Origin of the sequence: Desulfitobacterium sp. PCE1 (genome assembly GCF_000384015.1) — a bacterium.
Classification (GTDB): domain Bacteria; phylum Bacillota; class Desulfitobacteriia; order Desulfitobacteriales; family Desulfitobacteriaceae; genus Desulfitobacterium; species Desulfitobacterium dehalogenans.
In genome coordinates this window covers 3201890-3223791 of record NZ_KB913023.1, presented here as the reverse complement: position 1 = coordinate 3223791, position 21902 = coordinate 3201890, and the positions used below count along the sequence as shown (strand labels likewise).

At 47.8% G+C, this 21902-nt stretch carries 25 protein-coding genes; 21 read left to right on the top strand and 4 right to left on the bottom strand.

Features of this window, described 5'->3' with window-relative positions:
- Window positions 1-42 precede the first annotated feature (42 nt).
- The 5 genes from rsgA (at window position 43) to DESPCE1_RS23400 (ending at window position 3807) form a co-directional block, all read left to right on the top strand.
- Complete coding sequence (gene rsgA, locus DESPCE1_RS0116145) at window positions 43-936, top strand: ribosome small subunit-dependent GTPase A (RefSeq protein ID WP_014795067.1); 894 nt, start codon at window positions 43-45, stop codon at window positions 934-936.
- 1 nt (window position 937) lies between these two features.
- Window positions 938-1603, top strand: coding sequence for a ribulose-phosphate 3-epimerase (gene rpe / locus DESPCE1_RS0116140; RefSeq protein WP_019851052.1), 666 nt, complete (start codon window positions 938-940; stop codon window positions 1601-1603).
- A gap of 6 nt (window positions 1604-1609) precedes the next feature.
- Complete coding sequence (locus tag DESPCE1_RS0116135) at window positions 1610-2287, top strand: thiamine diphosphokinase (RefSeq protein ID WP_014795065.1); 678 nt, start codon at window positions 1610-1612, stop codon at window positions 2285-2287.
- 97 nt (window positions 2288-2384) lie between these two features.
- Entirely contained in the window at window positions 2385-3269 is an 885-nt protein-coding gene (hslO, locus tag DESPCE1_RS0116130; protein ID WP_014795064.1) for an Hsp33 family molecular chaperone HslO, read from the top strand.
- A gap of 370 nt (window positions 3270-3639) precedes the next feature.
- Window positions 3640-3807: a hypothetical protein gene (locus DESPCE1_RS23400; protein WP_019851051.1), complete on the top strand. Its 168-nt coding sequence runs from the start codon at window positions 3640-3642 to the stop codon at window positions 3805-3807.
- A gap of 101 nt (window positions 3808-3908) precedes the next feature.
- On the opposite strand, the gene rpmB is transcribed toward DESPCE1_RS23400, so the two are convergent.
- Complete coding sequence (rpmB, locus tag DESPCE1_RS0116120) at window positions 3909-4100, bottom strand: 50S ribosomal protein L28 (protein ID WP_005813371.1); 192 nt, start codon at window positions 4098-4100, stop codon at window positions 3909-3911.
- 279 nt (window positions 4101-4379) lie between these two features.
- On the opposite strand from rpmB, the gene DESPCE1_RS0116115 reads away from it, so the two are divergent.
- The 6 genes from DESPCE1_RS0116115 to DESPCE1_RS0116090 all read left to right on the top strand — a co-directional run bounded on the left by DESPCE1_RS0116115 (window position 4380) and on the right by DESPCE1_RS0116090 (window position 10819).
- The gene (locus tag DESPCE1_RS0116115) at window positions 4380-4736 is read left to right on the top strand and encodes an Asp23/Gls24 family envelope stress response protein (RefSeq protein WP_005813375.1); all 357 of its coding nucleotides are present in this window, start codon (window positions 4380-4382) and stop codon (window positions 4734-4736) included.
- Between the two features lie 24 nt (window positions 4737-4760).
- Entirely contained in the window at window positions 4761-6443 is a 1683-nt protein-coding gene (locus DESPCE1_RS0116110) for a DAK2 domain-containing protein (protein WP_019851050.1), read from the top strand.
- Between the two features lie 82 nt (window positions 6444-6525).
- Window positions 6526-7197 carry an L-serine ammonia-lyase, iron-sulfur-dependent subunit beta gene (sdaAB, locus tag DESPCE1_RS0116105; protein WP_014795062.1) on the top strand — a complete coding sequence of 224 codons (672 nt, stop codon included), beginning with the start codon at window positions 6526-6528 and terminating at the stop codon, window positions 7195-7197.
- Between the two features lie 71 nt (window positions 7198-7268).
- Window positions 7269-8132 carry an L-serine ammonia-lyase, iron-sulfur-dependent, subunit alpha gene (sdaAA, locus tag DESPCE1_RS0116100; RefSeq protein WP_019851049.1) on the top strand — a complete coding sequence of 288 codons (864 nt, stop codon included), beginning with the start codon at window positions 7269-7271 and terminating at the stop codon, window positions 8130-8132.
- A complete protein-coding gene (gene recG / locus DESPCE1_RS0116095; RefSeq protein WP_019851048.1) occupies window positions 8129-10561 on the top strand; it encodes an ATP-dependent DNA helicase RecG in 2433 nt (810 codons plus the stop codon). The genes sdaAA and recG overlap by 4 nt, the downstream gene beginning before the upstream one ends.
- Before the next feature lie 135 nt (window positions 10562-10696).
- A complete protein-coding gene (locus tag DESPCE1_RS0116090) occupies window positions 10697-10819 on the top strand; it encodes a small, acid-soluble spore protein, alpha/beta type (protein WP_005813383.1) in 123 nt (40 codons plus the stop codon).
- A 46-nt stretch (window positions 10820-10865) separates the two neighbouring features.
- Here the strand turns inward: DESPCE1_RS0116090 and gpr are convergent, their stop codons facing one another.
- Window positions 10866-11852: a GPR endopeptidase gene (gene gpr / locus DESPCE1_RS0116085; RefSeq protein WP_014795059.1), complete on the bottom strand. Its 987-nt coding sequence runs from the start codon at window positions 11850-11852 to the stop codon at window positions 10866-10868.
- A gap of 331 nt (window positions 11853-12183) precedes the next feature.
- Between gpr and rsmD the strand changes: the two genes are divergently transcribed.
- Window positions 12184-12771 (top strand): 16S rRNA (guanine(966)-N(2))-methyltransferase RsmD, encoded by a 588-nt coding sequence (gene rsmD / locus DESPCE1_RS0116080; protein ID WP_371200624.1) that lies wholly within the window; start codon window positions 12184-12186, stop codon window positions 12769-12771.
- A gap of 20 nt (window positions 12772-12791) precedes the next feature.
- On the top strand, window positions 12792-13301 hold the full coding sequence (locus tag DESPCE1_RS0116075) for a hypothetical protein (RefSeq protein WP_019851046.1): 510 nt from the start codon (window positions 12792-12794) through the stop codon (window positions 13299-13301).
- A 171-nt stretch (window positions 13302-13472) separates the two neighbouring features.
- Here DESPCE1_RS0116075 and DESPCE1_RS0116070 read toward each other — a convergent pair whose 3' ends face one another.
- A complete protein-coding gene (locus DESPCE1_RS0116070; RefSeq protein WP_019851045.1) occupies window positions 13473-14627 on the bottom strand; it encodes a nucleoside recognition domain-containing protein in 1155 nt (384 codons plus the stop codon).
- Between the two features lie 80 nt (window positions 14628-14707).
- Here DESPCE1_RS0116070 and DESPCE1_RS0116065 point away from each other — a divergent pair, with 80 nt between their 5' ends.
- The 8 genes from DESPCE1_RS0116065 (at window position 14708) to fabK (ending at window position 21587) form a co-directional block, all read left to right on the top strand.
- The gene (locus DESPCE1_RS0116065) at window positions 14708-15466 is read left to right on the top strand and encodes a patatin-like phospholipase family protein (RefSeq protein WP_014795055.1); all 759 of its coding nucleotides are present in this window, start codon (window positions 14708-14710) and stop codon (window positions 15464-15466) included.
- A 322-nt stretch (window positions 15467-15788) separates the two neighbouring features.
- On the top strand, window positions 15789-16988 hold the full coding sequence (locus DESPCE1_RS0116060) for an acetate kinase (protein ID WP_014795054.1): 1200 nt from the start codon (window positions 15789-15791) through the stop codon (window positions 16986-16988).
- Window positions 16989-17053: 65 nt separating this feature from the next.
- Window positions 17054-17563, top strand: a complete 510-nt coding sequence (locus DESPCE1_RS0116055) for a DUF177 domain-containing protein (protein WP_014795053.1) — start codon at window positions 17054-17056, stop codon at window positions 17561-17563.
- A gap of 30 nt (window positions 17564-17593) precedes the next feature.
- Window positions 17594-17773, top strand: a complete 180-nt coding sequence (gene rpmF / locus DESPCE1_RS21555; RefSeq protein ID WP_014795052.1) for a 50S ribosomal protein L32 — start codon at window positions 17594-17596, stop codon at window positions 17771-17773.
- Window positions 17774-18006: 233 nt separating this feature from the next.
- Entirely contained in the window at window positions 18007-18576 is a 570-nt protein-coding gene (gene fapR / locus DESPCE1_RS0116045; RefSeq protein ID WP_014795051.1) for a transcription factor FapR, read from the top strand.
- A gap of 18 nt (window positions 18577-18594) precedes the next feature.
- A complete protein-coding gene (gene plsX, locus DESPCE1_RS0116040) occupies window positions 18595-19599 on the top strand; it encodes a phosphate acyltransferase PlsX (protein WP_028305601.1) in 1005 nt (334 codons plus the stop codon).
- A 41-nt stretch (window positions 19600-19640) separates the two neighbouring features.
- Entirely contained in the window at window positions 19641-20636 is a 996-nt protein-coding gene (locus tag DESPCE1_RS0116035) for a beta-ketoacyl-ACP synthase III (RefSeq protein ID WP_014795049.1), read from the top strand.
- A gap of 3 nt (window positions 20637-20639) precedes the next feature.
- Window positions 20640-21587, top strand: coding sequence for an enoyl-[acyl-carrier-protein] reductase FabK (fabK, locus tag DESPCE1_RS0116030; protein ID WP_014795048.1), 948 nt, complete (start codon window positions 20640-20642; stop codon window positions 21585-21587).
- A 103-nt stretch (window positions 21588-21690) separates the two neighbouring features.
- Here the strand turns inward: fabK and DESPCE1_RS23530 are convergent.
- A partial coding sequence (locus DESPCE1_RS23530; protein ID WP_084813877.1) for a hypothetical protein occupies window positions 21691-21902 on the bottom strand: 212 nt, incomplete at its 5' end.

The window sequence follows — 21902 nt, the reverse complement described above, 5'->3', positions numbered from 1 at the left end:
ATAAAGTGCCAGGACTCTTTTAGAAGGGGTAAAAATGAACGCATGATTTCTGGAATATTACTCAAGGGATACAGTGGATTTTATTATGTGTTTGCGGAAGGCCGGGTATGGGAATGTTCCCTGCGCGGTCGCTTTCGCATTCGCAATCAAGAATTTCTGCCGGGAGACCGGGTGAAGATTTTACCGGGAACAGGGAATAAAGGAACGATTGAAGAAGTGGAGACTCGCCGTAACTCCTTGGTTAGGCCGACCATAGCCAATGTGGATCAGGCCTTTCTTGTCTTTGCCTGTGTGTCTCCTACGCCTGATCTGAACTTGCTCGATCGGCTCATCGTTCAAGTTGCAGCATCTCAGATTAAACCCATTATCATATTAAATAAAATCGACTTAGGGAGCCTGGAGGAAAAAAACACTGCGGGAAATACCTTTCCGGCAGATGGGTTGGATTTCTATCGGGAGCTGGGATATGAGCTGGTCAAGGTGTCCACAAAGACCGGGGAAGGATTGGCTGAATTGCAAGAGCATATTAACGGCAAGGTGAACGTTCTGGCAGGTCCTTCCGGTGTAGGGAAGTCCAGCCTTGTGAATGCCTTATCCCCCGGCTTGGAACTAAAAACCGGGGATGTCAGCCGCAAGCTGAAACGCGGCCGTCATACGACCCGCCATGTGGAACTTATGGTTTGCGGGGAAGGGCTGTTGGCCGATACCCCTGGGTTCTCTTCTCTCTATCTTCCCCATATGAAGCGGGAAGAACTGACGGATTATTTCAGGGAGTTTCAGGATGCAGGAGAATGCCGCTTTGCGGATTGCCAGCATCATAAGGAGCCGAATTGCGCAGTAAAAGCTGCGATGGAAGCAGGAGAAATTCAACAATCCCGCTATGAACACTATTGTCAGTTTTTAGAGGAAGTTATTGCAGCTGAGAGGAGATATTAGGATGATAAAAATTGCACCATCCATTTTATCGGCAGACTTTGCCCGTTTAGGGGATCAAGTCGCCTTAGTAGAGAAAGCAGGGGCTGAGGTCTTACATATTGATGTGATGGATGGGCATTTTGTCCCCAACATTACGATTGGTCCTTTAGTGGTTAAAGCTCTGCGGCCTCATTCTAAGATGCGCTTCGATGTTCATTTAATGATTGAGAATCCGGAACGCTATATTGAGGAATTTGCTAAAGCCGGGGCGGATCATATTACTGTACATTTGGAAGCAACGCCTCATATCCATCGTGCTATCCAACAGATTAAGGGATTGGGTCTTACCGCAGGGGTTTCCATTAATCCGGCTACACCTCTGGATGGGCTTAAGTACATCCTCGATGAATTGGATATGGTTTTGATTATGAGCGTTAATCCGGGCTTTGGGGGGCAGAAGTTTATCCCCGCGGTTCTTCCCAAGATCGAAATTCTTCATCGGCATCTCGATCAGATGCAATCTTCCTGCGCAATTGAGGTAGATGGAGGAATCAATCTTGACACGGCTCCTGCTGTGGTCAAAGCCGGGGCCAATGTCCTGGTTGCCGGGGCGGCGGTATTTGCCCATCCTGATCCAGCCCGAGCAGTTCAAGACCTCCGGGAAGCCGCCCAAGGTTATAAGGGGTGACGTAAGGTGAGAATTGCCGTAGTAGCCAATGGAGAATGGGATCAGGAATGGGGTAAACGGGAGCTGGCTTCTTATGACCGGCTTATCGCGGCGGACGGTGGGGGGAATCATATCGTCCAAGCGGACTATATTCCGGATGCTTTGGTCGGTGATCTCGATTCCACTGAGCCTGAGACCATGGAAATCTGTCGTAAAAAGGGAACTGCTATCCTTAGCTATCCCGCCGAAAAAGATGAGACAGACCTGGAGCTGGCTTTGGAGTATGCTGCCAAACTAATTGAGCAGGAGGAAAAGGCAGGATCGCAAGACCAGGAGATCAAAGAGATCTTTCTGCTGGGGGCAATTGGAGGGCGAATCGATCATTTGTTGGGGAATCTCTTTCTTTTGCGGGGCTTCTTAAAAAGAGGATTTCGGATTCGCATGAAAGGGCCTGATCAAGAGCTTTGGCTCTTGGAGGGGCAAGGAAAATTGATAGGGAAAAAAGGGCAAAAAGTATCGGTTATACCTGTGACGGAAAAGGCCGTCGTGCGGACCGAGGGCCTCTATTATCCTCTTTATCAAGAGATTTTGTATCAAGAATCTCCCCGAGGGATAAGCAATGTTTTTTTGGGGGAAGATGCAATAGTAGAAGTCTCGGAAGGAACGGCTCTGATCGTCATGTTGAGCCCTGATAACATAAGATGATTCGTGGGTTTTAATTCGGTCCATCCATAGTGATCAATGGACAAAGAACTTGTGTTTACGAATAAAGCAATTGTGTTGAATGAGGTTGATAGAAAAGATGAACAACAAATATTCAGATGAATTATGGCTGGGCACCCTGGGAAATGGAGAGGTTCGCTGGGTTGCCGTAGGGATGACCAACACTGTGGAAGAGGCGGCTAACCGCCATCACACAACACCTGTAGCCACCGCGGCATTAGGACGGCTTATGGGAGCATCCTTGCTCCTGGCCAGCTCGATGAAAGCAGAGGAGGCCATTACCTTACGGCTTCTTGGGGATGGCCCTTTGGGAGGGGTGGTTGCCGTAGGCAACCCTCAAGGAGAGGTTCGAGGCTATGTTCAGGAACCTCAGGTGGAGCTCCCTTTAAACTCTAAAGGGAAACTGGATGTATCCGGTGCCGTAGGTGCCGGAGAATTTGTGGTAAGCCGCAGCCTGGCCAATGGGGAAAGCTATACAGGGATGGTTCCCTTGGTCAGTGGAGAAATTGCCGATGATTTGGTTCATTATCTGCTTAATTCTGAGCAGGTACGATCCGCCGCCCTTCTGGGCGTGATGGTAGGGAAGGATTCCCATGTGGCTGGAGCTGCCGGAATGCTGTTCCAATTATTACCGAATGCCTCTGAAGAGAGTGTCCAAGCTCTGGAAGCACTGCTGGCTCGGATTCAAGGTATCAGTCAAATTGCTGCAGACAGTACCACTATGGAAGAATTAGTCCGGGAGCTCATAGGAGATCTGGACTATCGTGTTCTGGAAAAAAGGCCGGTGCAATACAAATGCACCTGCTCCAAAGAACGGGTAAGCGAGACATTGATCAGTATCGGGAAAGAAGGCTTTGAAGAACTTCTCGAGGACAAACAGGCTGAGCTCGTGTGCCATTTCTGCAATGAGCATTACCGTTTCAACGAAGAGGATCTGCGTGAGCTTTATGAGCAGGTGAAGTAGAGCCTATACGATGGTGGCATCAAAGGCCCGGGTCGTGTAGCTTTACGCACAACACTTACTCCATAGCTTCAGGGCTGGTGAACAAGCTTTCTTAACAGCTACGCCAAACCTCTGGGTAATACCTGATGTGAACCGGTGGCTCCGCTACGTTAAGAAAGCTTTGTTGACCCGGCCGCCCTTCCGCTAAATCCGTTCGCTTTTGTACGTAAAGCTACACTTATGGGTCCTTGCCGGTTCTGTTTTTGGGGTCTTTTCGAAGGAGCTGCACCGCTCAAACTCGAAAGGCAGCCCAAGGATTTTGCTTTACAGAAGAGAGCGGATTTAAGCGAGCGGAAACAAAACTTCGCGAAAAGCATGCAGCGGAGAAAGGTTGGAAACAGGACGTTTCCAACCCGCCATTAAGCAGGAGCGATTTGGCGGGGCACCTTTCGGAGCGGAGGGCTTGAGCGTTAGTTTTGTCCGCGCAGCTTATGGAGCGACCGGTGTAAAGCAAAATCCTGGAGAATTAGCTTATAGGATCTTTTTGGGGGCAAGCTAAAAGGAAAAGAGCCCGAGTTTCCTCGGGCTCTAAAAAACTAAAGCTGATACCGTTATAACGATATCAGCCAAGTTTACAATATATGTGATGGAATTGAGACATTATACTGCACGTTGAACTTTACCGGAACGTAAGCATCTGGTGCAAACACTGATCCGGGTCGGAGTGCCGTTGACGATGGCGTGAACCCTTTGCAGGTTAGGTTTCCAAGTCCGCTTTGTCCGGATATGGGAGTGGCTGACCTGAATACCTGAAGCAACCCCTTTTCCGCAAATAGCACATACATTAGCCATGCTCTTACCTCCTTTACACCGGAAATGATACCTATGTATTCTATCAAATGTTTACTGGATTGGCAAGGTTTTTCCGAACCTTTTCGTTGAAAGATAGTTAAATCTTTTTTACCGGCTTTATTTTCCTGAAATATATCCAAAAACTGTACAAGTTGAATATAATAAAAACGTAGATATAATATTAATTGCGTATTAGCATAATTTTCTTTGAACATTTCATTAATACTTGGTAAAATAGTGACGATATGGACACATGCCGATAAAGGGAGGTCCTTGTATATGGGTAAAGAGATTAATAATAATTTGGGGAAAATCGATATCTCTGAAGAGGTTATTGCGACGATAGCCGGCGCTGCTGCAGTCGAATGTTATGGTCTTGTGGGGATGGCTTCCCGAAAATCTTCGGATAAGTTCTCCGAGCTCCTGGGCCGCGAAAATTTAGCCCGTGGAGTTGTCGTATCCATCGATGATAATCAGGTCGTCATTGATTTGTATATTATTGTAGGTTATGGAGTTAAGATTTCTGAGGTGGCTGCCAATGTTATAGAAAGGGTTCGCTATACCACTGAAAATCTAACCGGCCTAAAGGTAGCGCAAGTCAATGTCAATGTCCAAGGTGTCCGTGTCTTGGAATAGGTTCTGAAGAGTAGGGGGATTATTTTGAATGGAGATATAGGCAATATGATTACAGGACAACAGTGGAAACAAATGATGCGCTCCGGTGCGAGAGCATTGGAACGTAAGAAGCATGATGTGGATGCATTGAATGTTTTCCCCGTACCTGATGGCGATACCGGAACGAATATGAATTTTACGATTCAATCGGCTGTGAAGGATGCCGATAAGACTTCGGGGGCGACCATAGCTGAAGTCGCTGCTGCAGTCTCTATGGGTTCCCTGATGGGCGCTCGTGGGAACTCCGGGGTTATTTTATCCCAGCTTCTGCGGGGTATTGCTAAAGGTCTTGAGGGGCATAAACAAGCCGGCGGGCAGCAAATCGCCCAGGCATTACAGATGGGTGTAGACACTGCCTATAAAGCCGTAATGAAACCTGTTGAGGGAACTATTCTGACGGTAGCCCGGGAAGTGGCGAAAGGGGCACAAAGCAGCGCCAAACAAGGCTCAGATCCTTTGAAGGTTCTGAAGGATGCCTATATGCGCGGACAGCTTACCCTGGAGAAAACACCGGATATGCTTCCCACCTTGAAGCAAGCCGGGGTGGTGGACGCTGGAGGGCAAGGGTTTCTCATTATATTGAGTGGTTGGATTGCAGCACTGGAAGGCCAGGAAATTGAAGAGGAAGAAGTTCTCTCCGCTCCACAAGCTGAACCCCAAATGATGCGGGGAATTACTGCAGTAGAGGATCTGGAGTTCCCATATTGTACGGAATTCTTAGTTAAAGGCAAGAACCTCCAAGTTGAAAAAATCCGTGAAGACTTAATGGCGCGTGGAGATTCCCTTTTGGTTGTAGGCACAGAAGAAGTGGTAAAGATTCACGTTCATGTCAAGAATCCTGGACAGATTTCGGATTATGCCATCCGATGGGGATCCCTTCATGAGGTAGCGATTCATAATATGTTAGCCCAAAATGAAGCGATGGCCCATGCTCAAAAGATGGAAGAAATTCCGGAGGAAAACCTGGAAAGAACCGGTCAAGAGCAAGAACCTGGCCCCAGGGAAGAGAAAGAGCACGGTATCGTGGCGGTAGCCATGGGTGAAGGGATTGCAGAGGTCTTTAAAAGCTTAGGTGTGGATGAAGTCATTTTTGGTGGCCAAACTATGAATCCCAGCACGGAGAATTTAGTGGAAGCGGTTCGCAAGGTTCCCGCTAAAAATGTTTATATATTGCCTAACAACGGCAATATCGTGATGGCTGCCCGCCAAGTTCAAGATATTGTTACAGATCGCAATGTGTTTATTATCCCGACCAAATCCATCCCTCAGGGTATTTCCGCCTTAGTCAATTATAATCCTTATGGTGAGGCTGATGAGAATGCCAGGAATATGGAAGAGGGGCTGTCCCTGATCAAATCAGGAGAAGTCACTTATGCCGTCCGGGATTCTCAGTTCGGTGACTTAGAGATCAAAGCAGGGGATATCCTGGGCCTGATTGAAGATATTATCCAAGTTACGGGAAAAGAACGCCTTCAGGTCGCCCAAGAGACCTTGAGCAAAATGAATTGGAAAGAACATGATTTGCTTACGGTTTTCTACGGTGAAGACGTTTCCGAAGAACAAGCTGAAGAGCTTAGAGCATGGATTGAAGCTGAAGCTCCCCATATCGAGCTGGAGCTTTATCCCGGCCATCAACCCCTGTATTATTATATTTTCGGGGTAGAATAATAGGCAATGAACAATACCCTCCGGAGCCATCCGGAGGGGTTTTTACAATGAAGACCAAGACGATGAGTAGGGAGAGATTGCTATGGGACGGAGTACCGTTTTTGATTTGATCGGCCCGGTTATGGTCGGTCCCTCCAGCTCACATACTGCAGGAGCGGTACGGCTGGGGGCCATGGCCAGAAAGATATGCGGCGGTCAGATCATTGAAGCTGTGTTAACCCTTCATGGCTCCTTTGCGGAGACCGGCAAGGGGCACGGGACAAATCTCGCTTTAGCTGCCGGACTTTTAGGAATGCATACGGACGACGAAAGGATCCCCCAAGCCTTAGAGATTGCTAAAGAGCAGGGAATCGCCGTTAGTTTTAATACGGGAGACTTGGGAGATGTGCATCCCAATACTGTCAAGATCAGGTTAAAAGCCAAGGCGGGACAAGAGGTGGAAGTCGTGGGTTCCTCCATAGGCGGCGGCCGGATAATCATTGGCGGAATTGATCAATTTAAGGTAGAGATCATGGGGGATTATCATACCTTAGTGGTTCTGCAAAAAGATCTGCCCGGTGTGGTAGCCCAGGTCACTTCCTTGATCGCCTCAACTCAGATCAATATCGCCCAAATGCGAGTTTCCAGAGAGAAAAAAGGGGCTCACGCTCTGATGATTATTGAGACGGATCAAGCCATCGATCCGGCAGCCTTGGCTCTGATCAAAAAGCTTCCGGCTGTGAACCAGGCCATGGCTATAGAACCCCTGGAATAATGGTATTCAGATCAATCCTTGTTTTTATACAAATAACTAACTACCGAAGGGTGTAATTAGGAGGGAAGTTCATGCGTTCCACCATGGATTATCTAGCCCTGGCTGAAGAAGAAGGGAAGACGCTTGGCGAAATCGTCTTGAAGGAGCAAGCTGAAGAGGCAGAGAAAAGTCAGGATGAGTTAAGAAAAAGAATGGCCGTCAATCTTCAGGTTATGAGGGAAGCTGTTCAAAGCGGACTGACGGGAGAAAGAAAGTCCTTATCAGGATTGGTGGGCGGAGAAGCCCTTAAAGTAGAAACTTTGCGTCGTTCCGGAAAGAGCTTAATCGGAGAGCGGGTCAATGGAGCTATCGCCAGAGCCTTAGCGGTGGTGGAGGTCAATGCCAGTATGGGTAAAATCGTGGCATCTCCTACGGCCGGGTCCTGTGGTGTACTTCCGGCAGTACTTCTAACTGCTGAGGAAGCCCTTGGATATTCCGAGGAAGAAGTGGTGACGGCCCTTTTTTGTGCTGCCGGAATCGGCATGATCATTGCCGACCGGGCCAATGTCTCAGGAGCGGAAGGTGGGTGCCAGGCCGAGATCGGCTCCGCTGCGGGAATGGCCGCAGCGGCAGCGGCAGAATTGGCAGGGGGGAGCCCCAAAGCTTGTGTCCACGCTGCAGCCATAGCTATCAAATCCTTCCTAGGTCTGGTTTGTGACCCTGTAGCCGGTCTTGTGGAAGTCCCCTGTGTCAAACGCAATGCTACCGCAGCCACAGTGGCTCTTACCGCAGCGGAGATGGCTCTGGCTGGAATAGAAAGTGCGATTCCTTTAGACGAAGTCATTGATGCCATGAACGAAATCGGTAAAAGTATGCCCTGTTCTCTCCGGGAAACGGCTCAGGGAGGATTAGCCATCACCCCAACCGGGCAAAGAATTCAGGCGGAATTCTTATGATCGGAAACCAAGGAAAAATAGTCCTGAATCATCTCCAACGAGCGATTGCCGCAGAAGAAAAACAAGGCTGCTGCAATACGGGAGTCATCGGTGGATTTCATCTCTTTTTAAAAGGGATTCTCAGTCGCTTGGAGCAATTGGAGAAGGACGGAGATTTTAATGTACTTAAGGATATTACCAACCACTATAAGGACTGGAGCCCTTTACAGCGCCGTCAGGCTTTAGCCCATCTTCGCCGCTTTATCGAAGAACATGAGGAATTAGAGGCTCAAGGCCAAGCTCCTCCGGTTTATGATTCCTTGAAACCTGTAAACCTGGAATATGGCGGGCCAGGCATATCTAAACAACCGCAACAACCGAAGCCATCGGATATCCCCCCTGCCTCCGAGCCCCCCGGCTCCGATAAAAAAGAGAGACTCACCAGGCCCACTCCACCCCGCTCTTTGCAGTTTCTTAAAGGAGTGGGGCCGGAACGGGCGAAGCTCCTGGCCCAAATCGGTTTACATACGGTAAAGGATCTCTTTTTTTATTTTCCCCGTCGTTATGAAGACAGAAGTTTGCGCCGTATTGGGGAACTTAAGGATGGAGAATTCGCATCCGTTGCTGGAAAAGTAGTGGCCGGGCAAATCGCCAGGGGTAAGATGAAGGTGGTTAAGCTCAGCATTGAGCAGGATGGCCGCTTAGTCTACGGAGTCTGGTTTAACCAAACCTATATCCTCAAACAATTCCCCGTAGGAACGCCCGTTATTGTTACGGGAAAGGTCCGGTGGCAGCAGCGGGTTCCTGAAATCCAGGCTACCGATATTCAAAAGGCGGGAGCAGCACAGCCGGCGGGTATCGTTCCCGTCTATTCCGAAACAGCCCGGCTTTCCTCCAAAGTGATACGAAGCATTGTTCAGGGAGTTTTAGATCAGGCTCCGGAGCTGTTTCCCGAGTTTTTACCTCCAGAGGAAGGAAAACGATGGGTTCTCCGTGCCCAGGCCTATCAAGAGATTCATTTTCCCCGGTCCCTCCACAGTTTGGGTCAGGCACGTGAACGATTGGTTTTTGAAGAGGTCCTTTTTCTGCAACTGGCCGTCGCACGCTTAAGAGCTGGGGTACAAAGGGAAAACAGCCCTCAGCTCAAGGGCGGAGAGAGCTTGGTTCAGAAGTTTTTCGCGAACTTGCCCTTTGAACTGACCCATGCCCAAAAGCGGGTAATTGAAGAAATCTTTCGGGATATGGCCAATACACAGGGTATGGCCCGTCTGGTCCAGGGAGATGTGGGCTCAGGCAAGACGGCAGTGGCTATGGCAGCCTTATTGATGGCTGTAGGTTCAGGCTACCAGGGTGCTATGATGGCTCCCACTGAGATTTTAGCCTTACAGCATTACCAATCTCTGGAGGCTGCCTTTAACCCCCTTGGGCTTCATGTTGTTTGCCTTTTGGGCAGTCAGACCAAAAGTGAAAGGGATAAGATTCTTGCCGAAATAGCCTACGGCAAAGCTCATGTCATCGTCGGAACTCATGCATTAATCCAAGAAAGTGTTCAATTTCACTCCCTGGGATTAGCCATTACCGATGAACAGCATCGTTTTGGAGTGAAGCAGAGAACTTCCCTCCAGACCAAAGGTGAGAATCCTCACGTCCTGGTTCTTACCGCCACTCCGATTCCCCGGACATTGGCCCTGACCCTCTATGGCGATCTCCAGCTCTCCGCTTTGGATGAAATGCCCCAGGGCCGTAAGCCCATCATGACGCGAAAATTAACGGAACGGGGTCGGTCAAGCCTGGAAAAGTTTATGGAAGAGCAGATGGAAAAGGGCCGACAAATCTATGTGGTATGTCCTCTCGTGGAAGAATCGGAAAACGTAGATCTGATTTCGGCTACAGAGCGGTTTGAATCCTTGCAGGAGCGGTTCCCTAACCGCCGGATAAGTTTGCTTCACGGCCGTATGAAAGGGGTTCAAAAAGAAGAGATCATGGCGGCCTTCCAGAAAGGGGAAGTAGATATCCTGGTCTCCACTACTGTGGTGGAAGTGGGAGTCAATGTTCCCAATGCTACCGTGATGGTCATCGAAGGAGCGGAACGCTTTGGTTTAGCCCAGTTGCACCAGCTCAGAGGAAGAGTGGGCAGGGGCGGGGAGCAGTCCTATTGTTTCCTCTTGTCCGATGCGAAAAGCAGCCGCCGTCTCGATGTTCTTTGTGAGACTCAGGATGGCTTTAAGATTGCCGAAGAAGACTTAAAGATCCGGGGAGCAGGAGAATTGCTGGGGACAAGGCAGCATGGGATTATGGAATTACGTCTGGCAGATTTGTCCCGTGATGGGCGTCTTGTGGAACAGGCTTATCAATTGGCACAAAAAGTTCTCGCCCACCCTGACAGCTATCCCAGAGTATGGCAAGAATGCGATCAATTTTTTTCTTTAGAAGACATTGGTCTTCATTAAATTCCAGCTTCACCAGCTATTGTCGGGAATATTATGACCTTCTTAGAAGATAATAAAAGTAAAGTGAAGTAAATTGATTAGGGCGGCGATGTAGGTCTGCCCTAAAATTAAAGAAAATAAGAGGAGGGCTTACGTATGGCAGATACCAAACAAACAAATCAACCTGTACTCAGTGCTGCTTTAGAGCAATTCAAGTATGAAGTGGCTCAGGAAATCGGCATCGCAAATCGTAAGCATAAGAAGTTCCCTAATACCTAATAGTATGGATTCAGCAAAAGAGAGCGAAGTTATCGCTCTCTTCTTGTTATTGCATATACATCTGATATTCCTCGACGCTGATACCGGGATGGAGGCTCATGCCTAAAGCTCCGGCGATAATGCGGGCGGTGGTCTCAATCAGGGAATCGATTTCTTTGGGAGTGACCATGAGATTGTTGTGATAGGGATACAGAGCTTTTTCCAGAATCTGCTCAAAGGATTTGGGGCTGAATTCTTTGTAAAGCCGGTAAAGAGATGGACTGGTCTTTAACTCATCCAGAAGGGATTCCAGACAATTGTTGGCGATGATCGCAGCATTCATGACAGTAGGAAGACCGATGGCGATGACTCGGCAACCTAAGGTCTCTTCATTGATTCCTGTGCGGCGATTCCCTACACCGGCACCCGGCGAAATTCCCGTATCGGAGATTTGGATGCTCGTCCCGATGCGTTCCAGGGAGCCTGCGGCTAAAGCATCGATGGCGATCACCAGATCGGGCTTAACATGTTCCACGATGCCGCGAATGATTTCGGCTGTTTCGATGCCGGTGATACCCAGAACTCCGGGAGCTATAGCGCTGACTTTCCGCAGTTTGCCCCGCAGTTCTTCCGGTGTATAATTAAATAAATGACGAGTTACAAGACTTTTATCAATAACTTGAGGACCTAAAGCATCGGGAGTGGCATTCCAATTGCCCAAGCCGACTAAGAGAATGCTGGCCTCTTCGGGTAAGTTCATTAACTCAGAAAGTTTATCGGAGAGGGTCTTGGTAATATCCTGGTGGATTAAGTAATTGTTGTCATGAACCTCCGGGACATCGATGGTGATATAGGTTCCTTTAGGACGTCCCATTTCCTGAATCCCTTGCTCATTCAAAATTTTAATCGTTGTCACAGTGGCATGTTCAAGTTCTTCTTTCTCCATGCTCACACCCGGTATCTCGGTTTCCGCATCTCCCCTCAATAATTCATGGGCTTCAACGGCCAGATCGATATTAACATTAAAGGCGCGAAGTAGATCTGCTTTTTCCAAAATAATATCCTCCTTAAATTTCAATATCCGTTAAAGAAAACCCGGCTTCGCCGAGCCTTTAACCCATACCTCCAGTGAAGCGAAGTCGTTGGTTGCCCTTATGCTTAGAAAGTATATAACGCAAGTTTATACTTTCTGATAGTGTAAAAAAAATCACTGGCCCTCGCGACCAGTGACCAATGAGGAGAAAACGAAAGGAAGAACTGGATGGGGGAAAGGTCCCGAATTAAAAATCTCGACGACCAATTTTAGTATTTACAGCAAAAATGCTTTTATTCAAGATTTTTAGGGAAGAATTTAGAAGATTGTGTTATACTTATGCTGAAATAAAATTGATACTTTCTGTACAACCCCACTCGAACGGAGTGAAGACTATATGCGGATTATTGCCGGATATTACCGTGGGCAGCGTCTGAAAACTGTTCCCGGAATGAACACCCGGCCAACAGCCGACAAGATTAAGGGAGCTATTTTCAATGTGCTGCGGGAAAAAATCGCAGGTGCCCGAGTCTTGGATTTGTTCTCAGGCACGGGAAATTTAGCTCTGGAAGCCTTGTCGCGGGGGGCAAAAGAAGCGGTACTGATTGAAAAAAGCCACACGGCGCAACACATTATTCGTGAGAATATTGAACATATGGGGGTAGAAAATGCCAGGCTCGTAACTATGGATGCCTTTACTTATCTTGAGCAGCATGGAGAAGAGGTCTTTGATTTGATTTTTGTTGACCCGCCATACCATCGAGGCCTGGCGGAGAAAGCCATAAAGCTTTTGGCGGAGCCTTGCCGGCTTACCTACTCGGGTGTGATCATCGTCGAAACGGCAAAGGATGAAAATCTGGAGAGTTACGAACCCTTTGAAATTAAAAAAACAGGGGAATACGGAGATACAAAGATCTGGTATCTGCAAAGAATGGAATGAACAGATTGGAGAGGATAGCCTTGGAAAATGATGTATTAGCATTACTTGATGAATTAGAAGAAATCGTGGATCGGGGAACGAAGATCCCGATGACCGGAAAAGTATTGGTAGATGATAATGTGGTTTTTGATTTGATTGATCGGGTAAGAGCCGCTCTTCCTGAGGAGCTTCAGAACGCCAAATGGGTATTGTCGGAAAGACAAAAGATCATAGATGAGGCTCAATCGGAAGCGGAGCGACTGCTGGAACGTGGAAAAACTTACATAGAGAAAATGGCTGAAGAGAGCGAGGTTGTGAAGCAAGCTCAAGTTTACGCTGAAGATATTGCCCGTCAAGCCCAGGTTTATGCTAAAGAAGTTAAATTAGGTGCCATTCAGTACACCGATGAAATGCTCCTCCAAGTGGAACAAAATGTGGCTGAGACGCTGCAGGCAGTCCGCCGCAATCGGGAGGAACTGCGGAATCTGGCCAAACGTGATCAAAGGGAAAAGCCGAACGATAAAGGAAATTCAGCTCAGGTGGAGTCTTGACTCCCGATAGTTCCGGTGGAACTATCGCACTTGTTTCTGAAGCCTAGTTTCGTATATCCTCACAGAGGACAAAGCCGCAGAGGCAAGAGAATAAGGGATACCTAAGGGTACCCTTTTTCAGGCTAGAGTATGTGCATTTTATTACAAATGTGATATCATGGAAATTAGAAGTTATTTCAGTGAATAAAAGACTCGGATTCCCAGGCTGAGCAGCAAGAAGAAGAGCATAATTCCACAGAAAACCCAAGAGCTCATTTGCCAGGTCTCCATGAACCCAGAGGGACCGGGAGCGAGGTGTAGATCAAAGACAGGGATCTTCATAAGATTTAAGAACAACTGGCTTAAAACCAAAGCGAGGATGGAGTGAAGGATCCTTCCTATGACAAAGGGCAGCAGCCGTAAACCCGCAGTACCGGTAAAGCTGGCGACCTGGGCAAAGGTGGATAACCCTCCCCATCCCAAAACGGCAGCAAGAAGTCCAACCTTGAGATTAAGGCTGGAAAAGGAGTCTATAACTGAACGACAGCCTAAGGTTGCCTCCAACACTCCGTTCATCAAAGCTGAGACTTCCTGGCTGGTAATCAAGCCGCCGGATAGCCAATGGATGAAGATGCCGATGCAATGAGTTATGTGATAGGTTTCAAGCATATTCACCAGTACAGAGAAAAAAACAATAAAACCTCCCACCACAAGGATGGTATTGACACTTTGACGTACTGCATCCCCGAACATTTGACCAAAAGGCCGTGAATCCTGACCTTGAGCTTTTCTTAACTCTATAAAGGCTCGGCTGAGGGAGGCAGAAGCAGGCGAGGGGGATGCTTTCTGAGCTCCGTAAAAGCGAAAGAGAATGCCTACCAAGAGGTTGCCTAAGTAAACGGATCCTACCAAGACGATTCCCAATTCCGGCTTTAACAGCATACTTGAAGCCACAGCTCCAAACATGAATCCTGGGCTGGGGTTGCAGGTAAAGGTTAAGAGCCGCTCCCCTTCTATTTGGGTGAGAGCATTTTCCTTGCACAGTCTTGTCGTAAGGATCGCCCCGATGGGGATACCAGAGGTGAGGCTCATAGCTACCACAAAGGAAGCCTGACCGGGTAAACGGAATACCGGACGCATTAAAGGCTCCATCAATACTCCCATGAAGTGAACAAAGCCGGAAGCAAGAAGGAGTTCAGAAAGAATAAAGAAGGGCAGCAGTGCAGGAAGTACGTAATGCCACCATAAGGAAAGACCATCCGCTGCCGAACGAACCACTTCTTGTGGGTAATAGAACATTCCTAGGGCTAAAAGAAAAAAGGGAATAACCCGAAAGATAGAAGCCATATCTCACCCGCCCTTCCACATAAATATATATGGAGAAAGGAGGTCTATTAGAAGAAGTTTTGATCACAGGGGGGGTGGCTATGGCCAAAGGCTTAGTTCTGGGAGCAGGGGGAGCACGGGGGTTGGCGCACCTGGGTTTTTTGCAGGTCCTGGAAGAAGAATCCGTCAAGGTAGATTATATCGTGGGGTGCAGCATCGGTGCTGTATTTGGCGCCCTTTGGGCAGCGGGGACGGATCTCTACCGGTTGGAGCAGCTCATTACTTACCAGGGTTTTAGTAAGATGCTTTTGGATCTTTCCGTATCTCGGGATGGCCTCATTAAAGGAGAAAAAATCCTTGAGGCTATGCGCCTTTTAACCAAGAACCTAACCTTTGAAGAGCTGAAGACTCCCTTGGCTATTGTCGCTACGGATATTGAAACAGGGGAAGGGATTGTTTTTAGGGAAGGCAGTATAGCTCATGCTGTGCGGGCCAGCATCTCCATTCCTGGTGTCTTCAAACCTTATCCCTATCAAGGCCGGCTCTTTGTGGATGGGGCTGTAAAAAACCGTTTGCCCATTCAAGTGGTTAAGGACATGGGAGCAGAGAAAGTATTGGCAGTGGATGTAAAGAAGGGGCTTTCCACGAAGCTTAATACGGCAATGGATGTCATGCTGCAAGCTCTTGAAATCTTAGAGGAAGAGGCTTTCAGCACTCAAAAAGAAAAGGCTGATGTACTGATACAGCCCGAAGTCGGTCATATAGGCGTTTTGCAATTTGATTTGGCCGCAGAGGCCATTGCCTTGGGAAGAACTGCAGCAAAGTCGAAACTTTTTGAAATTGTTCGAAATTTCCACTGACTATTGAAATGCAAGCGAATTATGTTAAACTTATTAGGGTGTTTTCCACTACGTGGATAAGTCAACTAGGCATCAGATGGAATTGAAACTCCACCAGATGCAAGTTTCCTTTATCGTGTGATGATATAAAGAGAGATTCACACGAATTTGTATTATTTTTTAAAAAAACAAAAGAAAAAGTCTCTTTCTGGGTAAAATGAAAAAGAAGAACTTTGCCTAGAGTAAAAGCTCTTTTCAGACGATGTGAGTTAGGGCGAAAAAAGACAAAGAAAAGAGACAAAAGAAAAAATGGGTGGAAAAGAAAAATAGGGGGTAATCAATAGTGAAGATTCTTGTTATTAACTGTGGGAGTTCCTCGCTGAAATATCAATTATTGGACATGGATACTCAAACACCGATCGCAAAAGGTTTAGTGGAGCGGATCGGACTTCCGGGTGCAGTGCTGACACACCGTCCGGCTGATGGGGAAAAAGAAATCATCACTGCGGAAATTCCTAATCATACGGTAGCTATTCAAATGGTTCTGGATGCCTTAGTGAATCCTGAATATGGGGTAGTGAAAAGTCTTGAGGAAATCGGTTCCGTGGGTCACCGTGTGGTTCATGGCGGTGAAAAATTTGCCAGTTCCGTATTGATTACGGATGAAGTCATGCAAGCTCTCGAAGAGTGCATCGAATTGGCACCTCTTCACAATCCCCCCAATATTGCAGGAATTGAGGCCTGTCAAAAATTAATGCCGGGAGTGCCTCAAGTGGCAGTCTTTGATACTGCCTTTCACCAAACCATGCCCCCTCATGCCTACCTCTACGGATTGCCCTATGAACTTTATGAAAAGTACAAAATCCGTAAATATGGTTTTCATGGGACTTCACATAAATATGTAAGTCAACGGGCAGCAAAACTCCTCAATCGTCCAGTTGAAGGTTTGAATCTGATTAGCTGTCACTTAGGTAACGGATCTTCTATTACCGCTATTAAAGATGGTAAATCCATTGAAACTTCTATGGGTTTTACCCCTTTGGAAGGCTTAATGATGGGGACTCGCTCCGGGGACTTAGATCCGGCCATTGTTTCCTTCATCCAACAAAAAGAAAACTTGTCATCAGATGAAGTCAACGATTTCCTGAATAAGAAATGCGGAGTGCTTGGTCTTTCCGGAGTGAGCAGTGATTTTAGAGATATTGAACAAGCTCGTGATCAAGGAAACTACCGTGCCGCCTTAGCGCTTGATGTCTTTGCTCATGATGTGAAAAAATATATCGGCTCCTATGCGGCCGTCTTAGGTGGGGTAGACGCCATTATCTTTACTGCCGGTTTAGGTGAAAATTCCGCGGAGATGCGGGAAGCAGTCGTGGATGGCCTTCAATACCTCGGTGCCAAACTGGATCTGGAAAAGAATAAAGTCCGTGGGCAAGAAACTGATATTTCCACACCTGAGGCAACCTGTCGTGTACTCGTCATTCCTACGAATGAAGAGCTGATGATTGCTTTGGACACTTTGGATATTGTTAAGAAGGGGTAAGGAGTTTTCCTTGACAAAGAAAATCCTGCAAATTATAATAATGGTTGTGTATTGGAGTGGTCATTGTGAATATTAATGTCGCTCAAATTCGCCGTGATGAAAATGGAACTGCTCATTTTGATTTAAAGGAAGATTTTTCGGCCTTTGAATCTGAACTTGAGGGGGTGGATTTTGTCGCTCCTGTACACGTTCAACTTCAGGTGAACAACACGGGGAAATCTTTGGTTGTTAATGGGTCGATTGAGACTGAGATTAAGGCTCAGTGTGGCTGCTGTCTCGAACCTTTTCACTATCAGATCCATCAGGATTATGAGGATGAATGGGTCTTCGCTCCCCAAGCTACGGAAGAGCAATTGGAGACGGCGCTGATTTTCCATAAGGATGAGATCGAACTCACAGAGCATATTCTTGAGCAAATCGTGTTGGCCTTGCCAATGAGGTTTATCTGTTCTTCCGAGTGTAAAGGGTTGTGTCCTGTTTGCGGTGCGAATCTTAATGTAAAATCTTGCGAGTGTATCCAGGATAACATTGATCCGCGTTTTGCTGCACTGGCCAACTGGTCTCGTGAAGATTGATTATTCGAAAGTTTAAAGGGGGTGTAATCAATGGGTGTTGCTCAACATCGCCAATCCAAATCCAGAGTACGTAAACGCCGGGCTATGTGGAAGTTAACTGCACCAAACCACATCGAATGCCCCCAATGCCATAAACCTAAAATGCCTCATCATGTTTGCCCAAGCTGCGGTTTTTATAAAGCCAAAGAAGTTATTTCCATGGGTGAATAAGGTAAAAAGAGAGAAGCCAAGTGGGCTTCTTTTTTTTACTATCAGAAAATATAAAGCAACAAGTGCGAAGGCAGTGCCTTCGTGGCGAAGCCGGGTTTTCTTTAGTATTTTGTGTCGTTTTTCTTCTAATTTTAAAGTATCATGATTCGTAGAAGGGTTGCTGCTTGTCATCAGAATCAACCTAAGATATAATATTAGTACCAGGTCGTAAAATAATAAAAGTTGGTGGTATTATGACAAGACATCATAAACATGAACGCCATCAAGCGTTACGAGAGGAAATTGAAAAGAATCCATTTTCTACAGATGAAGAGCTTGCCAGGCATTTTGGGGTAAGCGTCTCCACAATTCGTTTGGACCGGACGGAACTCAATATCCCTGAGCTTCGGGAACGGACTCGCGCTGTCGCTCATGAAGCTTATGACACCCTAAAGTCTTTAGGAGAAGCTGAGCTGGTTGGGGAGCTCCGGGAGCTTCATATTGGAGAATCTGGTTCCACCCTACTTAAGATTGAAGAATCCATGGTTTTAAGCAAAGCACGAGTCACTCGGGGACATCATTTGTTTGCTCAGGCCAATTCCCTGGCTATTGCCCTTGTGGATGCAGAGATTGTGGTCACAGGAAGCGTGGATATGAAGTTTTTACGTCCAGTTCGTTATGGAGAAATGGTCTTGGCTGAGGGAAAAGTCCTGCGGAGCAAAGGGAATAAGTACTGGGTTGAGATTACATCCCATGTGAACCAAGACATTGTTTTGACCGGGACTTGGGTAGTTTTTGCCGTCGAAAAGCCCTTGGAAGTGTAAGAAGGGAGAGTTCATATGATAAGAATCGCTGTAGACGCCATGGGAGGGGATCATGCCCCGGGAGAGATTGTCAAAGGAGCATTGCGAAGTATAGAATATTTTGATATAGAGATCATTTTAGTCGGGCAACCTGAGCTTATCAAGGAATTTCTGCCTCAGGGTGAATTGCCGGCTAAGGTGCGCATCAAGGAAGCCGCTGAGGTGGTAGGAATGGATGAGCATCCGGCTCAAGCCGTGCGCAGAAAAAAGGATTCCTCCATCGTTGTGGCCACCCGTTTAGTGAAAGAGGGAGAAGCTGATGCTTTGGTGAGTGCAGGAAGCACAGGGGCGCAAATGGCGGCGTCCTTACTTGGTTTGGGCCGCATCAAAGGGATTGATCGACCGGCCATCGTGACCGTGCTGCCTACATTAGAAGGAGGAAAGCTCCTGCTTGATGTGGGGGCCAATCCCGACGCCAAACCGGAACATCTCCTCCAGTACGCTATGATGGGAAGCATTTATGCGGAGAGCATCCTGGGTATCGAAAATCCCAAAGTGGGGCTTTTAAATATTGGAACGGAAGAGACCAAAGGGAATGAACTGACCCAAGCCGCCTATCTCCTCCTCCAAAAAGCTCCCTTAAATTTTATCGGGAATGTGGAAGGCCGGGCTATACCTTACGGTCAGGCGGCGGATGTGGTAGTCTGCGAAGGATTCGTTGGGAATGTGGTATTAAAGACCACCGAAGGATTGGCTGGAGCGCTCTTTCAACTGATTAAAGAGAAAATAACCTCCACACCCCTGCGTAAACTGGGGGCTTTGGCCATTAAACCCGGGTTAAAAGAAATCGCCAAAATGATGGATTATGCGGAATATGGAGGGGCCCCCCTGCTTGGAGTTAATGGCATCAGCATTATTTCCCATGGCAGTTCTAACGAGAAGGCCATATTTAATGCTATCCGCGTAGCTAAAGAATGTATTGAGAGCGGTTTTATTGAGGAGATCAGGAAAGAATTGCCACGATTTACCGTCCCACAGGAGTAGGCTGCTGATAGATTATTGTACTCAGGAAAGAAGGAAGCATCATGATTAGTGTAGGAATCGTGGGCACAGGTTCATATGTACCCGACAAGGTTTTAACGAATTTTGATCTGGAACAAATGGTAGATACCAATGACGAATGGATTGTCAGCAGGACGGGGATTAAGGAACGGCATATCGTGGATCCTGAGACTCCGGTCTCTGAGCTTTGCTATCAGGCGGCATTGCGGGCCTTGGAGGATGCAAAACTACCTCCGGAAGAGCTGGATTTAATTATCATCGCTACCATAACTCCAGATTTTACTTTTCCGGCTACAGCCTGTATTGTTGCTGAACGTCTCGGAGCAAAAAAGGCTGCAGGCTTTGACATGCAGGCTGCCTGTACGGGATTTTTGTACGGAGTAGCTACTGCCGCTCAATTTATTGCTTCCGGTATCTATAAAAATGCCCTGGTGATTGGCGGCGAAACCTTAAGCAAGATTTTGAACTGGGAAGACCGGGGAACCTGCATCCTGTTTGGGGACGGAGCCGGTGCGGCAGTTTTGCAGCAAGTGGAAGAGGGTTATGGATTCTTAGGCTATGATCTGGGTATGGATGGTTCGGGGGGCAGCCTTTTAGCTATGCCGGGAGGTGGCTCCATGCACCCTGCCTCCATAGAAACAGTGGAAAAGAAAATGCATACCATCCATATGGCTGGAAGTGAAGTGTTCAAATTTGCCGTCCGCGTTATGGGTGAGACCGCTTTAAAAGCTCTGGAAAAAGCAGGTTTAGGGATCGGGGATGTGGATTGCCTTATTCCTCATCAGGCCAATACCCGCATTGTGGATTCGGCAATCAAACGCCTGGGTATTGATTCTAAGAAAGTGATTGTCAATCTGGACAGATATGGGAATATGTCCGCGGCTTCGATTCCTGTGGCCCTGGATGAAGCGGCACGGAGCGGACGTTTAAACTATGGAGATATTATGGTAATGGTGGGCTTTGGCGGAGGACTAACCTGGGGAGCCGCCGTAGTCAAGTGGTCCAAGAGAGGGGTTTAGTCAGTGATAAAAACAAAAATTTGTGATCTCATCGGCATTGAGTATCCTATTTTTCAAGGAGGGATGGCTTGGACAGCCACAGGAGAACTTGCTGCGGCGGTGTCGGAAGCAGGGGGCTTAGGAATCATCGGCGCCGGGCAAGCTCCTGCAGATTGGCTGCGCCAGGAAATCCATAAGATTAAAAAGGTAACCGGCAAGCCTTATGGTGTCAATGTAATGCTCATGTCTCCTTTTGTAGATGATGTGATGCAAGTGATTGTGGAGGAGCGGGTTCCTGTCATTACTACGGGAGCGGGCAATCCAGGAAAATACATTCCCATGCTCAAAGAGGTGGGAACGAAAATAATCCCGGTAGTGGCTTCTGTGGCTTTGGCCAAACGCTTGGAAAAAGCGGGGGTCGATGCTCTGATCGCTGAAGGCATGGAATCCGGGGGCCATATTGGTGAGATCAGCACACTTCCTTTGGTACCTCAGGTGGTGGATGCCGTAAGTATTCCTATCGTTGCCGCCGGGGGAATTTACGACGGACGGGGAATGGTGGCGGCCTTAGCTCTAGGTGCAGAGGGGGTACAGATGGGAACCCGTTTCATGTGTGCGGAAGAGTGTACCATTTCCCCTAAGGTCAAAGAAATGATACTCAAGGCCAAGGATCGGGACACTGTCATTACAGGGCGCTCCACGGGCCACCCTGTCCGCTGCCTGGGCAATAAATTAACCCGGGAATTCGAGCAATTGGAAAAAACGGGAACGGCTCCGGACGTTCTGGAAAAAATGGGTGCAGGAAAGCTGCGCTTGGCCATGGTGGAAGGAGATACCCAGAACGGGTCCGTGATGTCCGGGCAAATCGCCGGAGCGGTTCATAAGATTGAACCGGCGGCTGATATTGTTCAGGATGTGATGCGGGGGGCTGAGCGGGAGCTCGCACGGCTCAGTCAGCGGTTTGGGAGATAGTTCTATCTGGGCGTTTGAGTCGGAATCTCTAGGATTCTCCGGGATTCTCCAGGATTTTGCTTTCGGCGTTCACTCCATAAGCCGCGCGGAGCAATCTAATCGCTCAAGACCTCCGCTCCGTCGGGACGCCGCCCAAATCGCTCCTCGAAAGCACTGCTTTCGCACTTGTTCTCAATGGGCGGTTGGAAACGTCCTGTTTCCAACCCGACTCCGCTGCAGTCTTTCGCGAAGATTGCTTACCTGCTCGCTTAGAATCCGTTCTCTGCCTTAAAGCAAAATCCCTGGGCTGCCTTTCGGGCTTGAGCGGCGCGGATG